This is a genomic window from Desulfobacterales bacterium (genome assembly GCA_030066985.1).
Classification (GTDB): Bacteria; Desulfobacterota; Desulfobacteria; order Desulfobacterales; family JAHEIW01; genus JAHEIW01.
Genome location: JASJAN010000025.1, coordinates 1 through 22,968, shown reverse-complemented (window position 1 = coordinate 22,968; position 22,968 = coordinate 1). Strand labels below are relative to the sequence as shown.

The following is a 22,968-nucleotide window of genomic DNA, read 5'->3' as shown; positions in this document are numbered from 1 at the left end:
TTTGCCCATGGCAAGCGCCTGCTTTTGGCAAGTTCTCCATAGTGTTTGCCGAATTAAAAACTGGATACTTGACATTTTTCGGCGCCGATATATTTTTTTGGTTCCAACTTAGTTATTATTAGAACTCAATTTACCAATTCAACAAAAAAATAAAAAAAAGGAAGCGAAGATCATGGCCGATATGAACAAGTTGTTAGGTCAGCTGCTTGGAAGCGGTGCGGCTGGCGGTTTTGCCGGTGGATTGGCCGGCGGACTGGCCGGCAATCTATTAACCAACAAATCGGGCCGCAAAATGGGCAAAAAAGCCCTCAAAATGGGTGGAATTGCTGCCGTCGGAGCGCTCGCCTATGCCGCATACCAGCGGTACAGCTCCGGCCAAGGCACTGCTGATAACGTTGCACCTCAACCTGTTGATACTGAGCTTGCCCCGGCTCCCGAGGGATCGGCGTTCTTACCGGCCAAAGATGACTCGGCCGGTCAAGCGTCACTGGGATTGACCCTGGTTCGCGCCATGATTGCAGCGGCAAGATCAGACGGGCGGCTCGATGCTCAGGAAAGCCAGGCCATTTTTCAGCGGATCGAGTCGTTGGGTCTGGATCCCGAAAGTCGGGGCTTGCTGGTGGCGGAAATGGGGCGGCCGGTGGACATGGATGAGATCGTCGCAAGTGCTACCAGCCCCGAAGTGGCGGCTGAAATCTATATCGCCTCCTTGCTGGCTATCGATGTGGATACCGCCGCCGAGGAATCCTACTTGAATATGCTGGCTGCGCGTTTGAATATTCCGCCGGAGTTGGCCATAGAACTGCGCCGCCAGGTTGAGGCTCAAAGCGGTCATTAAGCCATGAAATTCGCAGGATGGTATTGCAGAGCGCGCTAACGAAATTCGGCCTTGATCTTGGCGCTTGCTTACGCCGGATACCGCTTTAGAAAATCCCAGGCGTATGTCGCCGGTAAAGTCAGCCAACGGCCAACATGAATAAAAAAGCACATATAAGACCAGCAAACAGAATACCTGCCATCGGCCAGCGGACCAGCCTTTGCTCGAGTTGATCCAATAAATCCTGTCGTATGAATCGTTTTGAAAAACGCTGGGTGATATCGTTGATATGCGCCTTTATAACCCCCGGGATTTGCAGCAATTTTTGGAGCCAATTGGAAATACGATCTAACGGTATGCGGTTAAACATTGCCAATATATCGCCGGCCGGTATGATGTGCTCTATTTTGCGATCGCTTTTGCGCCTAAAAAAATAAAAAATGCTGTAGAGGCCGACACTGAGACCTACCGGCCAGGTTGCAACCCACAGCGTTGTGGGGCTGAGTGCTTTGCTAACAGCCAGCCTGGCCTCAGCCAAATACCATACTGCGATGACGACAAGCATGACCACAAACATCCACGGCAGCCACAACCCCGCTGACAGATGATCGTCTTTGGATTGATCGGGTCGTATCAAACGCAAGAAACAAATCATCAATAGCGATGTTCCCACAGCAGCAAACGGCAGCAAAAAATTAAGCCATTCAGACCCGGGGCCCCCCAACAGATTAACGGTAGATTTTAATGCTGTTTTCGCAATCATGCCGCTGGTAAAAGGTGCCCCGGCCAGCGCTAAAGCTGCCAGGCCGGTTCCTCCCGCCAAGAAAACACGCATCCAATAATTTTTTACTGTGCCCGATGTGAAACCGACACTGAGGAAAAGCGCACCTTTGGCAAAACCGTGGTGGACGGCATAGACCGAAACTGCTGCGATCACCAAAGGTGCAGCATCGGGTAATAAAAGCCCTATTCCGATACCGGCTGTCATCAGGCCCATTTGACTGATGCTGGAATAAGCCAGAAGTGTTTTGGGATTTTTTTGATTCAGGCCCACGATCACCCCGAAAAAGGCAGCCAGCATGCCGGCAACAATGCAGGGTGAGCCCCAGATTGCCGCTGCAGGCTGTCCCCACGGAAGAAATCGCAGCCATCCGAGCAAGCCCGCTTTGATCATGGCACCGCTCAAGACCGCACTGGCCGGTGTCGGGGCCGCCGGATGCGCTAACGGTAGCCAAACATGCAACGGTAAGGCGCCGGCCTTGATGCCAAATCCAACCAGCACAAGCAAAATGACCAGATGGTTTAACGGTATCGATGTTATCGCATTCAGGCTTAATGAGCCGGTTGTCCGAAAAATCAGCGCCAATGCTGTGAACAGTAAAATTTCACCGACGATAACCAAAATGATATAGATTTTTCCAGCTCGAAGGGCATCCTTGTCCTGATTATGGACCACCAGACCGTAGGAAGAAAAACTCATTATCGCAAAAAACACATAAAAAGTGATCATATCCTGGGCGATAATCAGGCCGAAATTGCCGCTCATCGCCAGCAAATAAAAGAAAAAAAAGCGTGATCGACGAGGATCGGTGGCCAAATACCGCTGACCGTAGATCCCGGATAAAAACCACAACAGCGCCGTGAAAAATAAAAATGTGCGTGCAACGGCATCCAAGCCCAATTGTATTTCAAGTAGAAACCAGGTCAACTCGGCATGCCCGCCGAACGGGCCTGTTACACTTACAGCCAGAGCCGGCAAAGCCGACCATGGTGCCAATCTAAAAAAAGCGGTCCGCCACCCTCGAACGGCATAACAGAGGCCTAAAATAAGGGGCAACACCGCTGTCAAGATGATCAAAAGCTGATTTGAGAAAGATAATGTTGAATTCATAGCGATTATGGACTGTACTCTGCTGCTGCAATCAGGCGTGTCCACTCCAAGGGACTAAATGGTGCATCCGCCAGCAAACCGACCATCAGCGCCAAAAATGCGGTAATCAAAGGTGGTATAAAAAGCAACCAATGAGTTTCAAACCTGCCGAAAACATGCTCGGCGGGCCAGGTGTCAGGGGGCTCTTTGAACCAGGCCCTGTAAATGATCGGCAAAAAATAGCCGGCGTTCAGTATGCTGCTGGATAGCAGCACGAGGATAACCCAATCTTGGCCGGCGGCCAAAGCCCCTGTTCCCAGATACCACTTGCTGATAAAACCGGCCATCGGCGGTATGCCGATCATTCCCATGGCACCGATGGTAAATGCGGCCATCGTCCAGGGCATCCGGCGTCCCGCGCCGTTTATTTCGCCAACGTGATGGATGCCCAGAGTTTCGGCCAAATTTCCTGCGCAGAAAAAAAGAGTGATTTTCATTAATCCTTGATGAACCAGATGAACCACTCCGCCAATGGTCGCAATTGGACCAAAAAGGCCGGCCCCCAGAGCAATATAGGAAACCTGGCTCACCGTGGAATAGGCCAATCGCTTTTTTAATTCATCCTGGTATAGGGCCTTTACTGAGCCGTATATGATGGTAAAAGAAGCCAGATAGGCCAACGGATTTAGCAGTCCCAATTGCTGTGCCAGCTCAACACCGTAAACATCATACACAACCCTTACAATACCAAAGGCCCCGGCTTTAACGACGGCTACGGCGTGAAGTAAAGCACTTACGGGTGCCGGGGCGATCATTGCCATTGGCAGCCAGCCGTGTAGCGGAACCAGTGCCGCTTTTACCCCCAAACCGGCAATTAATAGAAAAAAAATGATTTTGAATTCATGATGATACTGCTGTGCAAAACCTGCCAGCATGCCCCCTGCCGTAAAATCCAGGGGGCCGACCAGAGATTTTAGCCAGGCGATGGCGAGCAGCAGCACCGTCCCACCGCTAAGGGTATAGGCTAGGTAAATTTGGCCGGCCCGCATGCTTTTATTTGTTCCGCGATGAACAACCAGCGGATAGGTGGAAATCGTCAACATTTCATAAAACAGCAAGAAGGTCATCAAATTGCCGGCCAATGCAATACCCATAGTTGAACTCACACACAAGCTGAAAAACCCAAAAAACCGGCTGCGGGGCTGTGGTGAATCTTCCAGGTAACCAATCGCGTAAATGGTGGTCACAAACCATAAAATAGCGGACAAAGCTGCGATGAGCACTGACATTTTATCGGCATGTAACACCAAATCCAAACCCGGCAATAATGGCAGACGCGTTTCGTAAACATGACCATTAAAAATACCCCAGATCATGACACCGATCAGCAGCATTTTGATCGAGGCGCCGAGCATGTTTAAAAGCGTACGCCAACCGTGGCGGGCTTCCGGCAACATGAAAATGATGATACCGGGAATCAGTGAGCTTAGAATAATGATTAGGGGCAAAAAAGCATCAAAACTCATGGCAAGACCATTTGAAGAACCGGGCCGCTCAGCGGGGAATCGATAAGCAGCAACGTCAACGGGTAGGGCGCGATGATCCCCAACACGAGTGTCAAAAGCGCTAACCCGAGGGCCGGGTATTGAAAGCTTAACGATATGGGGTGAGCGTCAACGAATTCCGTTTTATACGCAAATGTTTTGGAGAAAACCCTGAATATATAGGCGGCGGAAAACAGCCCGCCGGCTAAAATTAAAACCACCCACCACCACTGGCCGTGAACCAGGGCTGCGTTGATCAAAAGCCACTTGGCGATGAAACCACCGCTGGGTGGCAAACCAATTAGGCTGATACCCGCGATTGCAAAAGCGAAAACGGGTACCGGCAGGCAGCGAACGATACCAACCATATCATCGATATTATCGTGACCCAAGGCGTATCGGATAGCACCTGCCGAAAAAAATGCCGCTGCCTTGGCACAGGCATGCGCAAGAATAAAATAGATACACCCAAGCCAGGCTGTTACGCCATCTTTAAGTGTCCCAACCAGTGGAAAGACCAGAAATAAATAACCTAACTGCGCCACAGTTGAATAGGCGACTAAAAGCTTTAGGCGTTTAGCTCTAAGCGCATTGATTGAACCCCAAAAAACAGCTGCAGCGCCCATCAGGCCGAGGATATCGGAAATGGGTACCGTGACCGCCGTCATGAAAACATCAAACCAGAGCCGCAGCAAAAGATAAAAAGAAGCCTTAACAACCAGCCCGGATAGCGCTGCACTGACCGGAGCCGGCGCACTGGCATGGGCGGGAGGGAGCCAAAAATGCATGGGAAATAGAGCGGTTTTCATAATCAAACCGCCGGCCATCAGGGCTAAAGCGGTCAAGCAAGCCAATGAACCGTCAATGCGACTTCCGAGGGCACTCAAACTGAGTGTGCCTGTAAATGCGTATAAATAAACGACTCCCAATAAATAGATCAAAGATCCCAGTAGGCTTACGAGCAGATATCGCATGGCTGCTTTGAGCGCAGCACCACCGGCCAGGGCCACGAGGGCAACTGCAGAAAGACTGGTGAGTTCCAGGGTAACGTATAAATTGAAAATATCGCCGGATAGAAAAAGTGCGTTCAATGCTGCCCATAAAAACATCCATAACGGCCAAAAATAATCCGTGCTCGGGCGTTCGGGCTGGTCTTGAATCGGTTGCGTATGTGAAAAATACGACCTCGCATATACGGTTGTGCTCAGCGCCACAAGTGCTGTCAGGGCAATCATAGCGGTGGCAAGTCCGTCCGCATAAAGCTCGATTCCGAGCGGAGCACCCCAGCCACCAATCGCATACCGTTGAGAGCCCATTCGAACAACCTGCATACACAGCCCAATCGCTGGAATCGACATCGTAAAACCCAGGAGCAAACTCAAACCGGCCGCAATCCGTGGAAATAGAAATGTCAAAATTGCTGCGGCTAAGGGCAACGTTACAATCCATATCATCCACGGTATGGTATCAAAAAAAGACATATTATTCGGTTTTGCTTTGGGGTTGTTGAATGTGTTCGTCTAACTCGGAAATTCGACAGGCCAGCGTCAATGCCAAGGCAGTGGCGCTCACCGCGACCACGATCCCTGTCAAAACCATTGCATGGGGCACTGGATCGGACGGGGTATTCGGTGGTCGGTGTGCCACCGCCACGAGCATAAGAAATATGCCGCTGCCCATGATATTTAATGCCAGGATTTTGCGCAGGAGATGGTCATAAACGATTAATGCATAAAGCGCCATGGCGAATAAAATGATACCGACGATACAATAAAGGGTAACCGTATTCATTCTGTCCCGCCTTCGTTAATTTTGGGTCTCTGTAAGGGCTTTGAATATCGAATCAGTTTCGCAGACGTCCTCCCAGAAATAGCGCTGCCAGAGTCGCTCCGATAGAAAGCGCTGCAGCAGCCTCAATACATAAAATCAAACTGCCCGCCCAATCCAAGGGGTACTGTATGAAATTATTTTCAGCCAACATGACCATAAAGGCAATGATCAAAAACACCGAAAATCCCGCGATAAGCAATAATCTAAACACCCAAGAGGCTTTTGGCATGTCAGTGGAAGGACGGGTTACTAACCAAAACACACCCGCAGCCCCCAAAATGGCACCGGCCTGAAACGCGCCGCCAGGTGCATGCCCGCCAACCCATAGCATATACCCGGCTATAAGAATCATTAAAGGAACAAGAACTCGAACCATGGCGAACAATACGGGGCTAAATTTTTGTTTCGGGTCATTCGATGGTGCCTTGCTAAACGACCACGCGCCGACTACGACCAAAAGCAATACCCCTATTTCGAGCAACGTATCATATGCCCGAAAGTTCAGTAGCACGGCTGTGACCGGATTTATAACGCCACTGTATTCAATTTTGCCAAGAACTTGTTGCCGTAAACTTGGTGAGACGGCAGGCAAGGATTTTAAGGCCCATATCAAAAATGCAGACAGCACGATTATCAGAACGGATAAAATTCCGTTTGCAAAAGTAAATCGAGCCGAAGAATGATGAATCTTATGAATCATAGGACTGGAGGTGATCCAAAACGTTGGATGCTTTGCATGCTCTTGTCAGACTGGCTTTTTTAAGGTTTTTTTTTAGGCGGCTGATTTTTGGACATTCGTTTAAGAGCCATGATAAAAATTGCGCCGGTTAAACCGGCACCGATAGCAGCCTCTGCCAAGGCGATATCGACTGCCTGTAGCCGCAACCAGGCAACGGCCATGAGCATTCCAAATGAAATGAATAGCACAATCGCCTTAAAAAGATCTTTAGCTGTCAAAGCTGTCCATGCCAGACCTACAAGCGTCAGGGCAAGCAGCAAATCAAATATCGGTAAAGTGGCATTTATGGTTTCTTCCAAATTTTAATTCCTCTCCTAACAGCAGTATTGGCAACTATATGACAAACACCGGCACTTGAAATGAGAACCAAAATCCATGTCAAAAACAATTTTAATGCACTGGTCCAGACCTCTGCCTGGACAATTAGACCCATAACGATGAGTCCAAGGCCAAGATTATCTGCCTTTGTTAGCGCATGCGACCGTGTAAACACATCAGGAAGCCTTAAAAGGCCGATCGTACCGGCTAAAAAAAAGGGTACCCCCAGCAACATCATAACCAATCCCACGATTTCCCTAATATTCATTTTATGCTCCCGGTATTATTTGGAATTCTGCCAAAACCGCGATATAAATACTGTTGCGGTTACCGCCGACAGCAATGCAAATATCAACGCCACATCAACAAGGCTTGACATTTGCATCGCTTGTGAGAGTAACAGAATGATTGCCACTCCGGTGGTGCCCATAAGCTGAGCAGAAAGTATTCGATCCGCGCGGGTCGGTCCCCAAAAAACACGCAAAAGACCAATGACAAGCGTGATCAATATGAATGCTGCAATAGTTAAGTAGATCTGATCCAATTAGGGCCTCCTCCGGGATGGTTAGCTAATCCGAATCACTGCCCAGCAGCGCTCCGACGGCCGATTCAACGGCTTGCAGCTCGGCTCTTACGTCCTGATCGTTATCAAGAACATGAACTTTGATTTGTTTGTCCTGCAATTCGACACTCAGCGTCCCCGGAAGAAGGCTGATGATATTCGCCATGAGGATGCGTGCAGACTGTTTTTTGAGCGTTAATGGGTAATCGACCAAATCGGGATTCAATGGCAACCGAGGATGAAAGACACGTCTGGCGACATCGAAACCGCCACGAACTGAAGCTTTTGCAAAAAAAGCAACAAATTGTATGATGTTCAAAATACGCCAGCTGTTACGGGATTGATTTGTCAAGGCCATACTGACAAAAACAGAAATGATCACCGTTGGCACACCGACCACCCAAGAATCGGATCTACCAGCCGACAGAATCCACCAGATAATTGCAAATAATATAATGCGAAATATTGCTTCTTTTGATAAGAGTGCTACTTTTATAGCTGCGAGTTGCTTTTTGGCCGGCATAATTTTGAATAATTTGTCCTTAGAATCACTGTCTAAGTTCCATCATATGGTTTAAGATGCTTGAGTTAACTTGGATGGACGCTGGAACTTTAACAACATATCAGTATTTCGGTTGTTATCTGGAAAGATAATCGATTTGACCATTTAGCCTGAGAACCCTTCAGGCAGCTCAGTCGTTTCATGTATCAGATAATCGATTTTTCATCCACATAAAAATCCTGGCAGTCATATGGTCGGTTTCTGAAAGAAGTGAAAACCTATTAAGATGGACAACTTTAGGAGAAAAAAGATCATGATCTCGAGGGCGATTACCCACTTAACCGTTGCTGTAAGCATCCTATTAATAGGCACAGGCTTCACCTATGCCCAGTATGGAAAAATACACCCCTCAAACCAAAAAATTAGCAGCACCGAAGGCAATTTCCAGGGAAAACTTGAAAATCGAGAGCTGTTCGGTCGATCCGTTACTTCCTTTAACGATTTGAACGGCGACGGTGTTCCTGATATTGCAGTTGGGGTTCCGTTTGACGATGACGGTGGCACAAGCCGCGGCTCTGTATGGGTGCTGTTTTTGGACCGTGAGGGCAAAGTAAAAGGTCAACAAAAGATAAGTCACACTGAGGGTAATTTTGCCGGGGCATTAGATGATGGCGATAAATTCGGAATTTCAATATCGTCTATAGGCGATATGAACGACGATGGAATTTCAGATCTTGCAGCCGGGGCAGCTTTCGACAATGACGGGGGAATTCTGCGTGGGGCTGTATTTATCTTATTTTTAAACCGCGACGGCAAAGTCAAGGCCTATCAGAAGATTAGCGATACCCAGGGGAACTTTACCGCCGGCCTTGAGGATGACGATGAGTTTGGCTATTCTGTGACTGAATTGGGCGATTTAGACGGTGACGGGATTAGCGATCTGGCGGTCGGTGCCGTTGGTGACGATGATGGCGGACCTGGTCGTGGGGCCGTCTGGGTGCTGTTTTTAAACCGCGACGGCACGGTCAGGACTTATCAGAAGATCAGTGATACCCAGGGAAATTTTACCGCCACTCTTGACGATAATGACGAGTTCGGATTTTCAGTAACCGCATTGGGCGATTTAAACGGTGACGGCATTAGCGATCTGGCGGTCGGTGCCGTTGGTGACGATGATGGCGGACCTGGTCGTGGAGCGGTCTGGATACTGTTTTTGAACCGCGACGGCACAGTCAGGACTTATCAGAAAATCAGTGATACCCAGGGGAATTTTACCGGAGGATTAGCCGATGGCGACAAATTCGGCACGTCAGTTGCCGCTTTACAAGATTTGGATGGTGATAATGTAATGGATCTAGCTGTGGGAGCACCCTCTGATGGCGATGGGGGGGCTAAGACCGGGGCAGTGTGGGTGTTATTTTTAAATCGTAATGGCACAATCAAGTCCTATCAAAAAATTAGTAAAAGCCAGGGAAACTTCACTGGTAACCTGCGGAGCGGTGCTCTTTTTGGTTTCTCGATGGCTTCCATCAGAGATCTCGATGGCGACAAAGTTACAGATATGGTTGTAGGCGCTGTCGGTGACGACGATGGTGGAGGAAATAGAGGTTCAGTCTGGGTGCTTTTTCTAACAGGAGTGCCGGTGCTGCGTGCCAAGTAAATTTGCCATATCTGCTCACTCAGGCTGCAAGTCGTAAAGATAGCGCATGGTATCGGATCTGGTTATGATGCCGATGACGCTGCCGTTATCCACTACCGGAAGGCGGCCGATATCATGATCTATCATCAAGCGAGCCGCCTGCATCGGACTTGTTCGGGGTTCTATTGAAAGAACATTTGGGGTCATGAATGCCTTTACCGGGGCATTCAATGCGGAGGTTTTTTTTGCTTTCCAAAAATCCCTTTTAGAGATAATGCCAACCAGTCTACCTTCATCCAGCACGGGAAGTCCCATGTGCCCTTTTTCATTCAAAATAGAGTAAACCTGCTTCATTTTGGTTTTGGGCGATACGGTTACAACGGGATATGACATCAGATCGCTTATCTGTATAGCGGAAGGTTTATTGCCGCGAATCAGCTCAATGATTCTGTGCTCCACAACATCAGGATCAATGGATTTGATTAAAGCGGAACCCGCAGAAGGATGACCGCCGCCGCCCATCGCACGCATGATCATTCCGACATCAAATCCATCTGCGCCGCTGCGGCCAATGACCATAGTGTTACCTCGCTTCAGATCCACAAAGATTCCAAAAACGACGTCAACATTTAAAATTTCCCTGTACATCCCTACCACGACGGCCAGATTATTCACATGTCCATTTATATCCTGTTTGTTAAAGCTGATTTTAAAAGCGCCTATGTTTTTCTTCTTCGCAGACCGCAGCATGCGGGTCAAAATATTTCTGTGATGCTCACCGTATGCCGGTCGCAGGAATGTGCTCAGAACGTTAAGATCAGCTCCTTGAGCCAGTAGGTAAGCTGCAGCAAGGGCATCTTCTGCCGTGGTGGAAGGAAATGTCAAATTGCCCGTATCTTCATAAAGCCCGGCCAAAAAAAGCGTGGCCTGAATGGGCGTTAATTCCATTTTTCGTTCCTTTAAAACGCGAACCAACAGAGTAATGGTAGCCCCGACCGCTTCCACGCATCTCCAGGTTGCCTCAATGTCGCCTTCGTTTAAATGGTGGTCCCAAAGGAAAATATCAAGATTTTCATTTTCCTTAAAATTCTTCAAGCGATCAAGGCGGTCCCATCTATTGGTATCAACGATAATCAAACGCTCCACCTTTTCAGATGAAACTTCATCAGGTGCTTGAATATCAATGACATCCTTGTGGATCGATAAAAAGTCTTTAACATTCGGGTTCAGGCTTCGGGGAAGCACCGCGACTGCTTCTGGAAACAAAAGGTTTGCAGCCAATACGGAGGCTACGGCATCGAAGTCCGCACCCTTATGCGTGGTTATTATCTGCATGCGATTTACTACAAATTTTGAATAAATTTACAGTTTCGGTTTGTAGTGGTCATAAATTTCTCTGATCGTGGCTTCAACGGAAACAGCACTGCCGTTGGTCTCGTTTTCAACAACCCATGTGTCTACATCTTCTTGAGTGAGACGCACTTTGTCACCCCTTTCTACACTGGTCATCCCCAGTTTTTTGAGAAACTGAGGGTCTTCTACGACACAATGCAGCTGTAAAGCATCTTGATTGCCGACTTTTTCTTCGAGCCGCAGGCCCAATTGGCGGTATAAATCGATTTCTCCGGGGCTCATCAGCGCAGCTCGAGCATCTGCAACGAGAAAGAAAATAGAGCCGACAATTGCAATGTAATATGCGAAATATGATCCTATTGTTTTCATTTAAGATACCTCCAAAGAGTTATATTTGGGTCCTTGCCTATTAACGTATAAGCGATAATCAGGATTTCCTAATGATAAGGCATCCGTTAGCAAAATCCGAGACGACATTCTTTGTTATTGGATCGTCGAAAAATTTTGCATGGAAATCCAAGTGCTATGGCTGCTGCAAGTACCAATATTGCATAAGGTAAAAACAGGCTAACCGTTGCGAATACAATCGCAAGGATAATGTAAGAAATTGTGCATATTGTTCTCATTATAATATCCTCCGTTATGAAAAGATCGATGAATCTGAATATTATCTGCAGGCTCATTCAACCCGTTGATTAAAGCTACGGAACAATCCACAACGCTTTGTCTGACATCTGGTTGATAACGTAACGGGATACACTTCCGGTAAAAAAGGTTTTGTTGATGCCGCGCCGCCCGATGACAACCGTGCCGTAATCACCCTGTTTGGCTTCTTCTATAATGGCTTTGCCGGGATTTAATAGCGTATCGGATACTTTTACCTCGATTTGGTTGTCATTAAAACCGGCGTCCTTGAGTTTCTTATGCGCATGGGCAAAAAACTGGTCGATGCATCTTTTATCGCCTTGCACAATCATATCTTCGAGCTGGTCCGTTTCGGTTGTTTCGAAGTCAATTGGGCAGTAATCCCTAATTTTTGGCTGAACGTGAAAAAACATTAGCCTTGCATCCGGATTTTCACCCATCATAAGTGCAAGGTGGTCTAATGCCTTCAATGAATTTTCAGAGCCATCCACTGCAAACATTATTTTTTGTGAAACAACCTCTCCGTCAATCAGCCAAACGGGAGTCGATTTTGAATGCTCGACGACGTTCGCTGAGACACTGCCAAGAATAATTTCTTGCAAACCGGACAGCCCCCTGCGACCCATAATAATCGCATCATAAACATCGCCGGAGCTGTATTTCAGGATGTCTTTGGCCAACCCCAGCGTTCTGGGGAGGGTTATGCTGTCAATATGCTGTCCGGAAACACCCAATCGGATCATTTCCTCCCTATATTTTTGGAGCAGGCTCTCACCGGCCTCTGTGTTTTTTTTGATCATTCTTTTTAATTCAGCCTCAGCTGCCAAATCATTTTTGGCTTCATCAAGCAAATATTCCGATATCATCGGCTGAACATGGAAAAGGGTAAAATTCGCCTCTTTGACTGAGGCAAAAATGTTAGATGCATACTTTATTGCGTTTTTTGAATGTATTGAATCATCTACGGCAATTAAAAATTTTTTGCTCATGATAGGGTCTCCTTTCAATCCCTCCTAACGCGTAGTTGGCACGTTTAGCTTAGAGTTGTCTTCTTGCGATCGAATGAACAGAATCTCACGCTGAATTTTGCTCCTTATTGCTTTTTGATACTCTAAAATGTTTCGTATGGATTCATGAATCCATTAAGCGATGGTATTATTTGTGCCTCTTTATCCTCAGACATAAACCAAAACATTGATTCGCTGTTTTGGCATGTATGAATACTTACCGTCGCATCAGATTGGAAATGCCGAATAACTTCATTCCAGCCTTTTTTTAGATTCAAATTGAAATTGACGGCCACTCCATTGGGACCACAAATTGCGTTACCGCGTATTTGGCTGCTTTGATTTGCATACCATCTTGAAATCATTTTTTCCCCCAACCGTCTGTTAATCGATGTCTGCGAAGAACCTTGAAAAATATAACCGATAAGCGTTTTTTTAGAATTTAGTAACCAAAAAGCATCAACAACTGCAATTTTTAGCGATTCTGGCTGAATATCGATGTCTTTACAGATATTTTTGAACGAGGATAAGTAGCTATATCCTACAACAATATCTGGTAAGTTCAGCTCAAAAATACCATCAGAAAAGACGGGACCTTCAGCCAAAGTCATCCGACCGTTTACGGAATCTATAGCTGCTAAAAGGTTATTGGGTTTATTTTTTAAATTTACAATTTTATCTAAAATCTTCATCATTTTTCCGTTGAAAAAGAGTTTACAAAGATTAAATACATAATCTATGCCAGTATGGAAAAAATCACATCAGAAAATATATAGTTTACTGTAATTATTTAAAAATTATATATTTTCATCATAATTTTTTCATATTTTGGTGGAATTTTATAAACAGTTTAACTATTAAATATCGTATTAATACGAACAACAGCCCGATATTTCGTAGTTTATTCTTGAAATTTTCAATTTAATGGCCATGTTCTATTCTACATCTTTTGAAAAGGAATTGATTAATCATGGAAAAGGAGCAGCTAAAATCGCTTTTGGAGATAAGTGCCGCCATTGCTGCAATAAGCAATAGAAATGGGCTGAACAAAGTCACAATGAATGAGCTTCAAAGGCTGGTTGGCTTTGATTCTGCTGCAGTGATTGTCTTTAAGAATCAAGGCAGGGACTATATGCATTATTTAGAAATTGATTCAACGGAGCGTTCTTACGATCCGTTGTTTAGAACAATTGAGAATAATATTCAGTCTATTAAAGGCTCACCCGTAGAACTATTTATACAGCAAACAGATTTTTATGAGTGGCAGCCCAAAAATTTGGTTGAAAAATTTCCAAATGATCCCGGTATCCAACTTATGCAACAAAACGGAATTAAATACGCATACAATCTTAAATTGCTCACAGCCGGTCGTGAGATTGGTTTTTTGATTTTTCAATTCAAGAAAATAAAGGCATTTCAGGCGAACCAACAATCTTTTTTTCTGAGCATTGCCAATCAGCTCGCCGGGGCAATCCATAATATCTTTATAAAAGAAGAGCTCGAGGAGCGAGAACAGGATATATCTTTCCAGTTATCCATTAATAATGCCTTATTAAACTCAACCACAAAAGAGGAGCTTGGTTTTACTCTGGCGAACCTATTAAACGATCATATCCCATTTGAAATGGTTACATTACGGATTTGGAGCGGATCGGGACTTTTGACGGATTGGCTTGCAATTGAAAAAGAAGAGCAAGGAAGCTTCCGGTCGATTAATGATCAGATCTCGAAAGAAGCTGCCCAAGAGTTGCGGATTTTAGAGAAAAATAAGAATTCTTTAGATAAATTGCCGGGTATCTTTACTGCAGATAAATTCAATGAGCTTTGCAACAGATTCCCAATATATGCCTATGCGCAAAAAGCATACCGTATAAAATCAGTTCTGCGCCTTCCCTTTAACTTGAGTATGGACAAGTCAGCGCATATCATTTTTTCATCAACAAAAGATAATGCATATACAGCCAAACACCTAAGTATCTTGGAACATTGTGTCGCTCAAATTTCTTTAGCGCTTGACAACCTACTGGCCTTTAAACAACTGAAACAAGAAAAAATATATCTTGAAGAGGAAATCAAATCAGAACACAATTTTGAGGAAATCGTTGGCACTAGCTCCGCTTTACGAGAGGTCCTTCAGAAAGTCAGCCAAGTTGCCCCTACCAAGAGCACCGTATTAATTCAGGGAGAAACGGGTACTGGCAAAGAACTCATTGCCCGAGCAATTCATAAGCTATCACCGCAAAAAGACCGCACGCTTCTCAAAGTAAACTGCGCTGCCTTATCCCCTCAATTGATCGAGTCGGAACTGTTTGGGCATGAAAAGGGCAGCTTTACAGGAGCTACCGAAAGAAGAATCGGTAAGTTCGAACTTGCCAATGAGAGCACTATTTTTCTTGATGAAATTGGTGAGCTGCCAGTAGAGCTCCAGGCTAAAATTTTAAGGGTTCTTCAGGAAAAGGAAATCGAGCGCATTGGTGGGAAAAACACACTTAGAGTCGATATTCGCATTGTTGCGGCTACGAATCGTGACCTGCTCAAGATGGTATCAAAAGGAGAGTTCCGATCAGACCTATTTTACCGGCTGAATGTATTCCCCATTTATCTACCGCCGTTGCACGAAAGGAAGGAAGACATTCCATTGTTAGCGGCACATTTTATAGAAAAGTCTTCAAAAAAGCTGCATAAATATATCGAGACGCTCACGGATGAGAGCCTTAATGAAATGTTGACGTACCAGTGGCCAGGCAATGTGCGCGAGCTTGAGCATGTCATCGAAAGGGCTGTCATTTTATCTGAAGGGCAAATCCTTAGCGTTCCGATTGGTGATAAGAGTTCACAATCGATTGATACAGAAGCGTTTAAGCCATCCCACATTAAAACTTTGAAAGAACTCGAAAGCCGACATATCCTGCAGGTCTTAAAACATTGTAACGGCAAAGTTAGAGGAGAAGATGGTGCTGCCGCTATTCTGGATATAAAGCCGACGACTTTGGAATCACGGATGAAAAAATTAGGAATAAAAAAAGAATATATCCTTTCAGGCAGTTAACGACACCGGCGGTAAAATAGGATAAAATGGGTGAGTATAGATTTCTTAGTAATCCTCCGGCTTATACACCTCGAAAAAGGTTTTCTCTCCTACAATTGAATCTATTTTCCACTGTAGTTCTTTGGCATCTTCACTATCCATCCATTTTGACCAGGCATCAACTGTTTCCCATTCCATAATCACGATTAATTCTCCGGGATCATTCAATTTTGAATAGGTTATCCGTGAAATGAAGCCTGGCTGCTTTTCTGCCTTGGCTCGCAGTTCTTGAAGAAGTGGCACAAGCTGCCTGGTTTGATCCATTCGAAAGACACGTTTAATAATTATCAATACACCCATTGAAGACCTCCTTTGCTGAATAGATTCGTATTTGTAGGAGATACGATTTACGACGCGAAACAATAAGCATCGAATCAAATACCCATTTTTGTTCCCCATTAACATGGCAAAAGATTCGGGTTCAATATAATGATAATCATAACATTTTGTCAAACCCGGGAATTACACAAAGAGTGGTGTCACATTGTTCTATAACTTTTGTAACACTGCCCAGATCGCCAATATGCTTTAAAAACTTTGATTTTGACTATCTGTTTTTTGGCGTTAACAATTTAGTATAATAATAGATTTTTAGCTAAATTCAATTAATCATCACGTACTCTAAGAAATGTAAGTATCCGAAATGCATCGATTTGTCGTTGCCTGATGTCCAAGCCAAGTTCACCAAACGAACTCTTTGAATCTTATTCGGCAGAATTGAAAGCGTTATATGCTACTTACTGTCTTAAAATTGTATTAGAAATTCTAAAGTTTGCTTTACAACATGTGTTTCATGATTAAGGTATCAAAAATAAAACAGCTGTTCGGTGTATGTGAATTCAAAATTATAAATTGTAATGATATATGGCATCTAGTCGCTTTACTGGCGCAATAAAGTAACGACTGACAAACGATATACCAAAAAGGAGGTACATCATGAAAAAATACATACTTTTAGCTGTAGCAATGTCGTTCTTAGCAGTCTCTGCTTACGCAGGAGGTCATGGAGATTATAAATGTGATTACAAATATTACAGAGGTATAAAAAAGGTAAATTCACTATACAACATGACAGGTGAATCCAAAGAAAAGTGGACTTCAAAACTCAAAGAGGTTCATCAGCTCTGTATGGATGGTAATGATCAGGAAGCAAGCAAAATCCTAAAAGAGTTAAGTCAGGACAAAGATTGGGATACGATCTTCTCGACATATGATTCTAATTAAACATCGTTTGAAACGTCAGCTTAATTTAGATAAAATAAGATTCACTATTGAAGTGCGAGCGATTATCTTCAATTTTGTATGACTCTGCCATCAAACGGCCTAAAAAACCTATGCCCGATCTTTTCGAGTTATGAGTATGCAGCTTTGATCTCGGAAAGCATCGGGCATATTTTTTTTGGGGAGCCGATGAGTGCCTTTTAATCGGCGATCGGTATCTTCGGCGCCCTTCGCAATTGTCTCTGAGGGGACGCGGAGGTAAGACTTATCCGCCGTGTTTTATTCAATATTTAAATTGTTTGAAACCTCAGATTTTGTTTGAGGGCTCCCGCAACAATGTGCGGGATTTCACGCCTATTTTTATGAAAATTAAGGTGTTCAAAAGGCGCAATTCAATTCAAAAGCGGAGCGTACACGTTTTATCCGATAAGAAAGTTAAGGCCTAAAAAATTTCGAATTAAAAGCTGAATAATTTAACCAAAGATATTCTTTTAAAAATATTTAGTGCTATTTAGGAATGAAGGATTTTTTCCAAGGTCAAGGAAGAATCAGATTATATACCGGAGGCATACTTGAAGTATGTCGAGGATTATCATCTGATTATGACACATAGATTGGGAAAAATAACCATTTATGGATAGCACTAACTATTTGATTTGGGTTTTATACAGGCGGAGACTATTGGTCACCACCGAAACACTGCTGAAGGCCATGGCCAGCGCGGCCAGAATGGGGTGCAGCTGGCGAAGCATGTTCGGTAGGGATTCAAAAGGATAGAGGATTCCGGCGGCCACCGGAATTAAAATGACATTGTAGCCGAAGGCCCAGAAGAGATTTTGTTTGATGGTTTTCATGGTGGCGCGGCTTAAGCGAATGGCCCTGGATACCCCTTTTAGACTGCCGCTGGAAAGAATGACATCAGCGGTTTCAATGGCCACATCGGTGCCGGTGCCGATGGCCAGGCCGACATCGGCCTGGGCCAGCGCCGGGGCGTCGTTGATGCCGTCGCCCACCATACCGATCCGTTTGCCATTTTCCTGCAAGTGTTTGACTTTGGATGATTTTTCATCTGGCTTTACTTCGGCAATGATATCATCAATGTGGACCTGGTTGCCAATGGTTTGAGCTGTGGCAAGATTATCTCCGGTGAGCATAACCACCTTGAGGCCTTGATCCTGCATTTCGCGAATCGCCTCTTTAGAATCGCTCTTGAGTTCGTCGGATACGGTAATCAGGCCGCAAAGCCGATCTTTTTTTGCCACCACCATCACGGTTTTGCCCTGGAATTGCAGCTGCTGGATTTGTTCAGAGACCGGTCCAATGGAAATTTTCAATTCATTAAACCACTCGGGCTTTCCAACCACCACAGCATAGCCATTTATGTTGGCCTCAACCCCCCGTCCACCGTGAGCTTTAAACTCCTGAGGTGCAGCAAGCGTCAGCCCTTGCGATTCCGCATGCTGGACAATTGCTTTGCCAAGCGGGTGTTCCGAGCCCTTTTCAACCGACGCCCCTATTTTCAATAGCGCTTCAGCCGTCTGACATTCTGGCTCGATTGGAATGATGTCGATTACGGCAGGTTTGCCGATGGTGATGGTGCCGGTTTTATCCAGCACAACGCCATCGAGCTTGGTGGCCGTCTCAAGCGCTTCGCTGTTTTTAAACAGAATTCCCCTTTCGGCGGCTTTGCCGGTGCCGGCCATGATAGCGGTCGGGGTGGCCAGCCCCAATGCACACGGGCAGGCGATGACCAGCACGGCCACCAGGCGGATCATGGCAGGTACAAATTCTCCGGAAATAGCCCACCAGACGATGAACACAACCAGCGCCAGTCCGATGATGGCCGGGACAAAGATGGCGGCCACCTTGTCTGCCAAAGCCTGAATGGGTGCTTTGCTCCCCTGGGCTTCTTGAACCAGTCGGATGATCTGGGCCAAAACCGTATCTTTGCCCACAGCCGCTGCCCTGAATTTTAACAGGCCCTCACCATTAATGGTGCCGCCGACGATTTTGTCGCCTTGACGCTTGTCCACCGGCAGCGGCTCGCCGCTCAGCATGGATTCGTCCACCGATGAGGCCCCATCGATAACGATACCATCCACCGGAATGCGCTCGCCTGGCCGCACCAGCACTGTATCCTCCAGTTGCACCCGGGCGATGGGAATTTCTTTTTCAGCATCATTTTCAAGAATCGTGGCGGTTTTCGGCCTCAGGCCGATCAGTTTGCGAATGGCTCCGCCGGTGCGTCCCTTGGTTCTGGACTCCAGCATCTTGCCGAGTTTGATCAGGGTAATGATGACAGCCGAGGTTTCAAAATAGACGTGTTGACCCAGGACCGGAAAAAAGAGCAGCGCCAGCGAATAAAAATAGGCCACCGAAGAGCCCATGGCGACCAGCACATCCATATTGGCGCTTTTATTTTTAAGACTTTTAATTCCGTTGATATAGTAATCCCAGCCGGTATAAAATTGAACCGGCGTGGCCAGGGCCCAGAAAAACCAGTTGACCCAGGCTGCATGGCTCCAGGCCCCGATAAGGCCAAAATCCCGGGCCATGCTCAAAACAAACAGGGGCATGGCAAAGACCACACCGACGATAAATTTGCGCGTCTGATCCCGGATTTCGGCCTGGCGCGCAATTTGTTCGGCATCCTCTTCGTCTGCGGTGTCTTCGGGTGTAATCACACCAAAACCGGCCGCTTCGATGGCACGGATCATTTGTTGAAGATCGACAACACCCGGGACATATTCAATGGTGGCGCGCTCGCTGGCAAAATTTGCGCTGGCCTTTACCACCCCTGAAACCTTTTTGTTTAAGGCTCTTTCAATGTTGGCGGCGCAGTTGGCACAGGTCATACCGGTAATTGCCATCTCGACCGTATTTGTCGGAACCGAGAATCCAGAGCCCTGTATTTTGGCGATGACATCTTTTACCTGTATCCGGGTGGGATCAAAAGAGACGGATGCTTGCTCGGCAGCAAAATTAACCCGGGCATCGTTGATGCCGTCGAGTTTTTTAACCGCACGCTCAATATTCATGGCGCAATTGGCGCACGTCATGCCCGCCACCGGCAGCGTTACTGTATTATCAGGCATATTAGGCTTCCCTTTGGACGATAAACCAGGGATTGTGCAGATCTTCCTTATTATAAATCAGCGGTTTTGTGCTGTCGTATGCATACACGCTGGCACCGGCCACTTCAGCTATGGCCTGTCCGGCGGCCGTATCCCATTCCATGGTGGGCCCCAAGCGCGGATATATATCCGCCTTACCCTCTGCCACCAGACAGATTTTCAACGAACTGCCCGCAGAGATGAATTCTACCTTACCCACGGCTTTGCGTTTTTCCTCGACATAGGCTTCCAGTTCGGCCGTTTTATGGGAGCGGCTGCCCACGATGGTCAGTGCGGCTTGCCGGGCGTGTTCAATCGGCAGTGAGGTGGCCTGCGCAACGATTTGTTCAAACAAAGTGCGGGCCTGCGCATTTGACTCTACCGGGGCATGCTGCAGGTCATTAAAAGGGCCTTCTGTCAGCTTGTAGGCGCCAAATCCCTGGGCTGCGAAATATAGTGTATCTCGATCCGGCACAAAAATAGTGCCCAGAACAGGGCGGCTGTTTTCAACCAGGGCAATATTGACCGTAAACTCCCCGTTGCGCTTGATAAATTCTTTGGTGCCATCCAAAGGATCCACCACCCAGAAACGCTGCCAGTCTTTGCGCTGCGCATAGGGTATGTCTTTGCCTTCCTCACTGAGAATCGGATCATCAAATTCTTTTAGCACATTCATGATGTGCTCATGGGATTTTTGATCGGCAATGGTCAAAGGAGAGCTGTCGGATTTATATTCCACCCTGAAATCCTCAGAATGGTATACTTTGTTGATTGCATCGCCGGCTGCAAGGGCCGCCTGAATAGATTTTACCACATACGATTCTAGTTCCATATGCCTCCGCTGAAAAATTAAGCTGATTTAATCTACGCGGCCGCTAAGCAGCCGGATAATTGATTTCAGACAATTTATTTTTTATGGATTCTTCGGTGGTTGGGGCATCCCATTCAACCGCCACACTTTTGCCCTCGATGTCGCCTGCCACTTTGGTGACACCCTCCAGCTCGCTTAATTCAGTTTTAATGGCATTGACACAATGCCCGCATGAAATACTGGGAATTGAAAACGTTTTTTTCTCCATATCGAAAAACCTCCCTTGTATGCTTAGATCTCGCTATAACGTCTTACAAGCGCCTCAAAATCTTCGGGCTGCAGAATTTGAGCAAAGCGTTTCCCACCTTTGCTGTGTTTTTTGTAAAACTGGATGCAATCTTTAACAATCTGCAACACCTGAGCTTCAGTGTAAACACCGGGAAGCTCTTTGGCAAGCTGGGGATGCCGTCCGAGCTTTCCGCCCAGCTGGACCCGGAATCCTGTTTGACCTTCGGCGAGGGTGCCGGTTGGACATGCCGGAATACATTTGCCGCACTTGAGGCATCCATCATTATCGATGACCGGGCCTTCTTGAGCGCTATCAAGATGGATTGCATCTTCTTTGCAGGCTTCAACGCAAGCTTCACACATTGTGCAGGGTTCGTCTGTGACGACGGGTGCACAGGCGCCAATGATACCAATGTCTTTTATTTGCGGCTGGGAGCATGCGTTCGGGCAATCCGCCAGTGTGATGCGAAATTCATGATGAAATTTAAGATCGCCTTTGACGTGTTGCTTTAAAAAACCGAGTAAATCTTCTTTCTGAACATCAGCTTCAATTTGGGCAACCAGCTGATCGCTAATAATCGCGCGGTTGGGGCATCCACCGGGTCCAAAACAGGTCTCAACCTGATAACCTTTGATTTCCGAACCCATGTTGGCCAGGAAACGTGCCTGGGTGGCCTTGACATCAGCCAGTGAGACCACTGGGTTGCCGGCTGCTCCGGCCTCTTTCTCTACACGGGCCCGCACCCGTTTGCGAACAAAGAACGGAACATTTTTTATGGCCTCTTCAGCCTCCGATGTCCATTTCATCTAAGTTTCCTCGTAAGTCATGTGCCGATGAATCGCTACAATAGTTAACCGTAATTCCTATTATAATGATCGATTTTTGGGTTTACAAGCAGGTCTGAGCGCTTGCAGTAGACGGTGGGCTATGATGCAGGTGTATTTTGAAGCGCAGCCCTTGCCAGTTCGGCCACCGAGCACGATCTGAGTTGTCGGTCAAGAAAGATGCTTAAATTTTGCTTATCGCTTGCTAACGTTTCAAGCAGATCCGTATATTCTTTTTGACGCAACGCACCCGCTGCCCAGGCGGCCAGGCCCCGCAAATGGGGATCGTCGGCTTGCAGAAATAGTTGCAGATAATCTGCTGAGCCCCTTAAAAGCTGCGGTCGTGCATACGCCAATCGGCCGATTCCCCACAAAAGCCCTCGTTGCAGGGTTGGATGCTCAAGAAAGTTTCCTTCGGGTTGAGCATAGGATATGAGTATACACCAGAATTCATCAGCCAATTTTTCATTGAGGGCCATGATCTCTCCCATGGCCTCCGGACACCCCCAGCCAATACCGCCGGATTCATCGTTGAGGTGCCACATTAAACGCCGCATGATCACCCGCGCAGACTTGATGTCGGATCCAGCCAGCCGGTGGACCACCTCACCCATGGCGCTTACCGACCGCCACTTTAAGATATCATCTGTGCTGCACAAAAAAGAGAAAAGAGGGTTGACGGCTTTTCGGCCCGGTATAGCGACCACCCCTGCCAATCCTCTTTCAAAGTCTTCCTGCATCAGCAGTTTTTTGATCTTTTTTTTAAGCTGACGACCGGTCAGTTTGTGTTGTTTCA

At 46.5% G+C, this 22,968-nt stretch carries 23 protein-coding genes; 4 read left to right on the top strand and 19 right to left on the bottom strand.

The window, feature by feature from the left end; translation table 11 throughout:
* Positions 1 to 172 precede the first annotated feature (172 nt).
* Positions 173 to 838, top strand: coding sequence for a tellurite resistance TerB family protein (locus tag QNJ26_14055; protein MDJ0986661.1), 666 nt, complete (start codon positions 173 to 175; stop codon positions 836 to 838).
* A 118-nt stretch (positions 839 to 956) separates the two neighbouring features.
* Here QNJ26_14055 and QNJ26_14050 read toward each other — a convergent pair whose 3' ends face one another.
* The 9 genes from QNJ26_14050 to QNJ26_14010 form a co-directional block, all read right to left on the bottom strand.
* On the bottom strand, positions 957 to 2,594 hold the full coding sequence (locus QNJ26_14050; protein MDJ0986660.1) for a complex I subunit 5 family protein: 1,638 nt from the start codon (positions 2,592 to 2,594) through the stop codon (positions 957 to 959).
* 119 nt (positions 2,595 to 2,713) lie between these two features.
* Positions 2,714 to 4,213, bottom strand: a complete 1,500-nt coding sequence (locus tag QNJ26_14045) for a proton-conducting transporter membrane subunit (protein MDJ0986659.1) — start codon at positions 4,211 to 4,213, stop codon at positions 2,714 to 2,716.
* A complete protein-coding gene (locus tag QNJ26_14040; protein ID MDJ0986658.1) occupies positions 4,210 to 5,712 on the bottom strand; it encodes a proton-conducting transporter membrane subunit in 1,503 nt (500 codons plus the stop codon). Before QNJ26_14040 ends, QNJ26_14045 begins: the two co-directional genes overlap by 4 nt.
* A gap of 1 nt (position 5,713) precedes the next feature.
* Positions 5,714 to 6,022, bottom strand: coding sequence for a cation:proton antiporter subunit C (locus QNJ26_14035; GenBank protein ID MDJ0986657.1), 309 nt, complete (start codon positions 6,020 to 6,022; stop codon positions 5,714 to 5,716).
* 52 nt (positions 6,023 to 6,074) lie between these two features.
* Positions 6,075 to 6,761, bottom strand: a complete 687-nt coding sequence (locus QNJ26_14030; protein MDJ0986656.1) for an MnhB domain-containing protein — start codon at positions 6,759 to 6,761, stop codon at positions 6,075 to 6,077.
* 59 nt (positions 6,762 to 6,820) lie between these two features.
* Positions 6,821 to 7,099: a DUF4040 domain-containing protein gene (locus QNJ26_14025; protein ID MDJ0986655.1), complete on the bottom strand. Its 279-nt coding sequence runs from the start codon at positions 7,097 to 7,099 to the stop codon at positions 6,821 to 6,823.
* Entirely contained in the window at positions 7,084 to 7,386 is a 303-nt protein-coding gene (mnhG, locus tag QNJ26_14020) for a monovalent cation/H(+) antiporter subunit G (GenBank protein MDJ0986654.1), read from the bottom strand. Before mnhG ends, QNJ26_14025 begins: the two co-directional genes overlap by 16 nt.
* Before the next feature lie 15 nt (positions 7,387 to 7,401).
* Positions 7,402 to 7,662 carry a monovalent cation/H+ antiporter complex subunit F gene (locus QNJ26_14015; protein ID MDJ0986653.1) on the bottom strand — a complete coding sequence of 87 codons (261 nt, stop codon included), beginning with the start codon at positions 7,660 to 7,662 and terminating at the stop codon, positions 7,402 to 7,404.
* A 25-nt stretch (positions 7,663 to 7,687) separates the two neighbouring features.
* Positions 7,688 to 8,203: a Na+/H+ antiporter subunit E gene (locus QNJ26_14010; protein ID MDJ0986652.1), complete on the bottom strand. Its 516-nt coding sequence runs from the start codon at positions 8,201 to 8,203 to the stop codon at positions 7,688 to 7,690.
* 265 nt (positions 8,204 to 8,468) lie between these two features.
* Between QNJ26_14010 and QNJ26_14005 the strand changes: the two genes are divergently transcribed.
* The gene (locus QNJ26_14005) at positions 8,469 to 9,842 is read left to right on the top strand and encodes an integrin alpha (GenBank protein ID MDJ0986651.1); all 1,374 of its coding nucleotides are present in this window, start codon (positions 8,469 to 8,471) and stop codon (positions 9,840 to 9,842) included.
* A gap of 15 nt (positions 9,843 to 9,857) precedes the next feature.
* Here QNJ26_14005 and QNJ26_14000 read toward each other — a convergent pair whose 3' ends face one another.
* From QNJ26_14000 to QNJ26_13985, 4 genes are all read right to left on the bottom strand, one after another.
* Positions 9,858 to 11,156, bottom strand: a complete 1,299-nt coding sequence (locus QNJ26_14000) for a CBS domain-containing protein (protein MDJ0986650.1) — start codon at positions 11,154 to 11,156, stop codon at positions 9,858 to 9,860.
* 27 nt (positions 11,157 to 11,183) lie between these two features.
* Positions 11,184 to 11,543 carry a hypothetical protein gene (locus tag QNJ26_13995; protein MDJ0986649.1) on the bottom strand — a complete coding sequence of 120 codons (360 nt, stop codon included), beginning with the start codon at positions 11,541 to 11,543 and terminating at the stop codon, positions 11,184 to 11,186.
* 332 nt (positions 11,544 to 11,875) lie between these two features.
* Complete coding sequence (locus QNJ26_13990) at positions 11,876 to 12,808, bottom strand: universal stress protein (protein MDJ0986648.1); 933 nt, start codon at positions 12,806 to 12,808, stop codon at positions 11,876 to 11,878.
* Between the two features lie 122 nt (positions 12,809 to 12,930).
* The gene (locus QNJ26_13985) at positions 12,931 to 13,518 is read right to left on the bottom strand and encodes a hypothetical protein (GenBank protein ID MDJ0986647.1); all 588 of its coding nucleotides are present in this window, start codon (positions 13,516 to 13,518) and stop codon (positions 12,931 to 12,933) included.
* 278 nt (positions 13,519 to 13,796) lie between these two features.
* Here QNJ26_13985 and QNJ26_13980 point away from each other — a divergent pair, with 278 nt between their 5' ends.
* Positions 13,797 to 15,875: a sigma 54-interacting transcriptional regulator gene (locus tag QNJ26_13980; protein ID MDJ0986646.1), complete on the top strand. Its 2,079-nt coding sequence runs from the start codon at positions 13,797 to 13,799 to the stop codon at positions 15,873 to 15,875.
* A 45-nt stretch (positions 15,876 to 15,920) separates the two neighbouring features.
* Here the strand turns inward: QNJ26_13980 and QNJ26_13975 are convergent, their stop codons facing one another.
* Entirely contained in the window at positions 15,921 to 16,214 is a 294-nt protein-coding gene (locus tag QNJ26_13975; protein ID MDJ0986645.1) for an antibiotic biosynthesis monooxygenase family protein, read from the bottom strand.
* 636 nt (positions 16,215 to 16,850) lie between these two features.
* On the opposite strand from QNJ26_13975, the gene QNJ26_13970 reads away from it, so the two are divergent.
* Positions 16,851 to 17,138 (top strand): hypothetical protein, encoded by a 288-nt coding sequence (locus QNJ26_13970; protein ID MDJ0986644.1) that lies wholly within the window; start codon positions 16,851 to 16,853, stop codon positions 17,136 to 17,138.
* A 644-nt stretch (positions 17,139 to 17,782) separates the two neighbouring features.
* On the opposite strand, the gene QNJ26_13965 is transcribed toward QNJ26_13970, so the two are convergent.
* The 5 genes from QNJ26_13965 to QNJ26_13945 form a co-directional block, all read right to left on the bottom strand.
* The gene (locus QNJ26_13965; GenBank protein MDJ0986643.1) at positions 17,783 to 20,230 is read right to left on the bottom strand and encodes a heavy metal translocating P-type ATPase; all 2,448 of its coding nucleotides are present in this window, start codon (positions 20,228 to 20,230) and stop codon (positions 17,783 to 17,785) included.
* Position 20,231: 1 nt separating this feature from the next.
* Positions 20,232 to 21,080, bottom strand: a complete 849-nt coding sequence (locus tag QNJ26_13960) for a 3'(2'),5'-bisphosphate nucleotidase CysQ (GenBank protein MDJ0986642.1) — start codon at positions 21,078 to 21,080, stop codon at positions 20,232 to 20,234.
* A gap of 43 nt (positions 21,081 to 21,123) precedes the next feature.
* Positions 21,124 to 21,327 (bottom strand): cation transporter, encoded by a 204-nt coding sequence (locus QNJ26_13955; protein MDJ0986641.1) that lies wholly within the window; start codon positions 21,325 to 21,327, stop codon positions 21,124 to 21,126.
* Positions 21,328 to 21,350: 23 nt separating this feature from the next.
* Positions 21,351 to 22,154 carry a 4Fe-4S dicluster domain-containing protein gene (locus tag QNJ26_13950; GenBank protein MDJ0986640.1) on the bottom strand — a complete coding sequence of 268 codons (804 nt, stop codon included), beginning with the start codon at positions 22,152 to 22,154 and terminating at the stop codon, positions 21,351 to 21,353.
* A 119-nt stretch (positions 22,155 to 22,273) separates the two neighbouring features.
* Positions 22,274 to 22,968, bottom strand: a 695-nt coding sequence (locus QNJ26_13945; GenBank protein ID MDJ0986639.1) for a hypothetical protein, incomplete at its 5' end; no start/stop codon positions are given.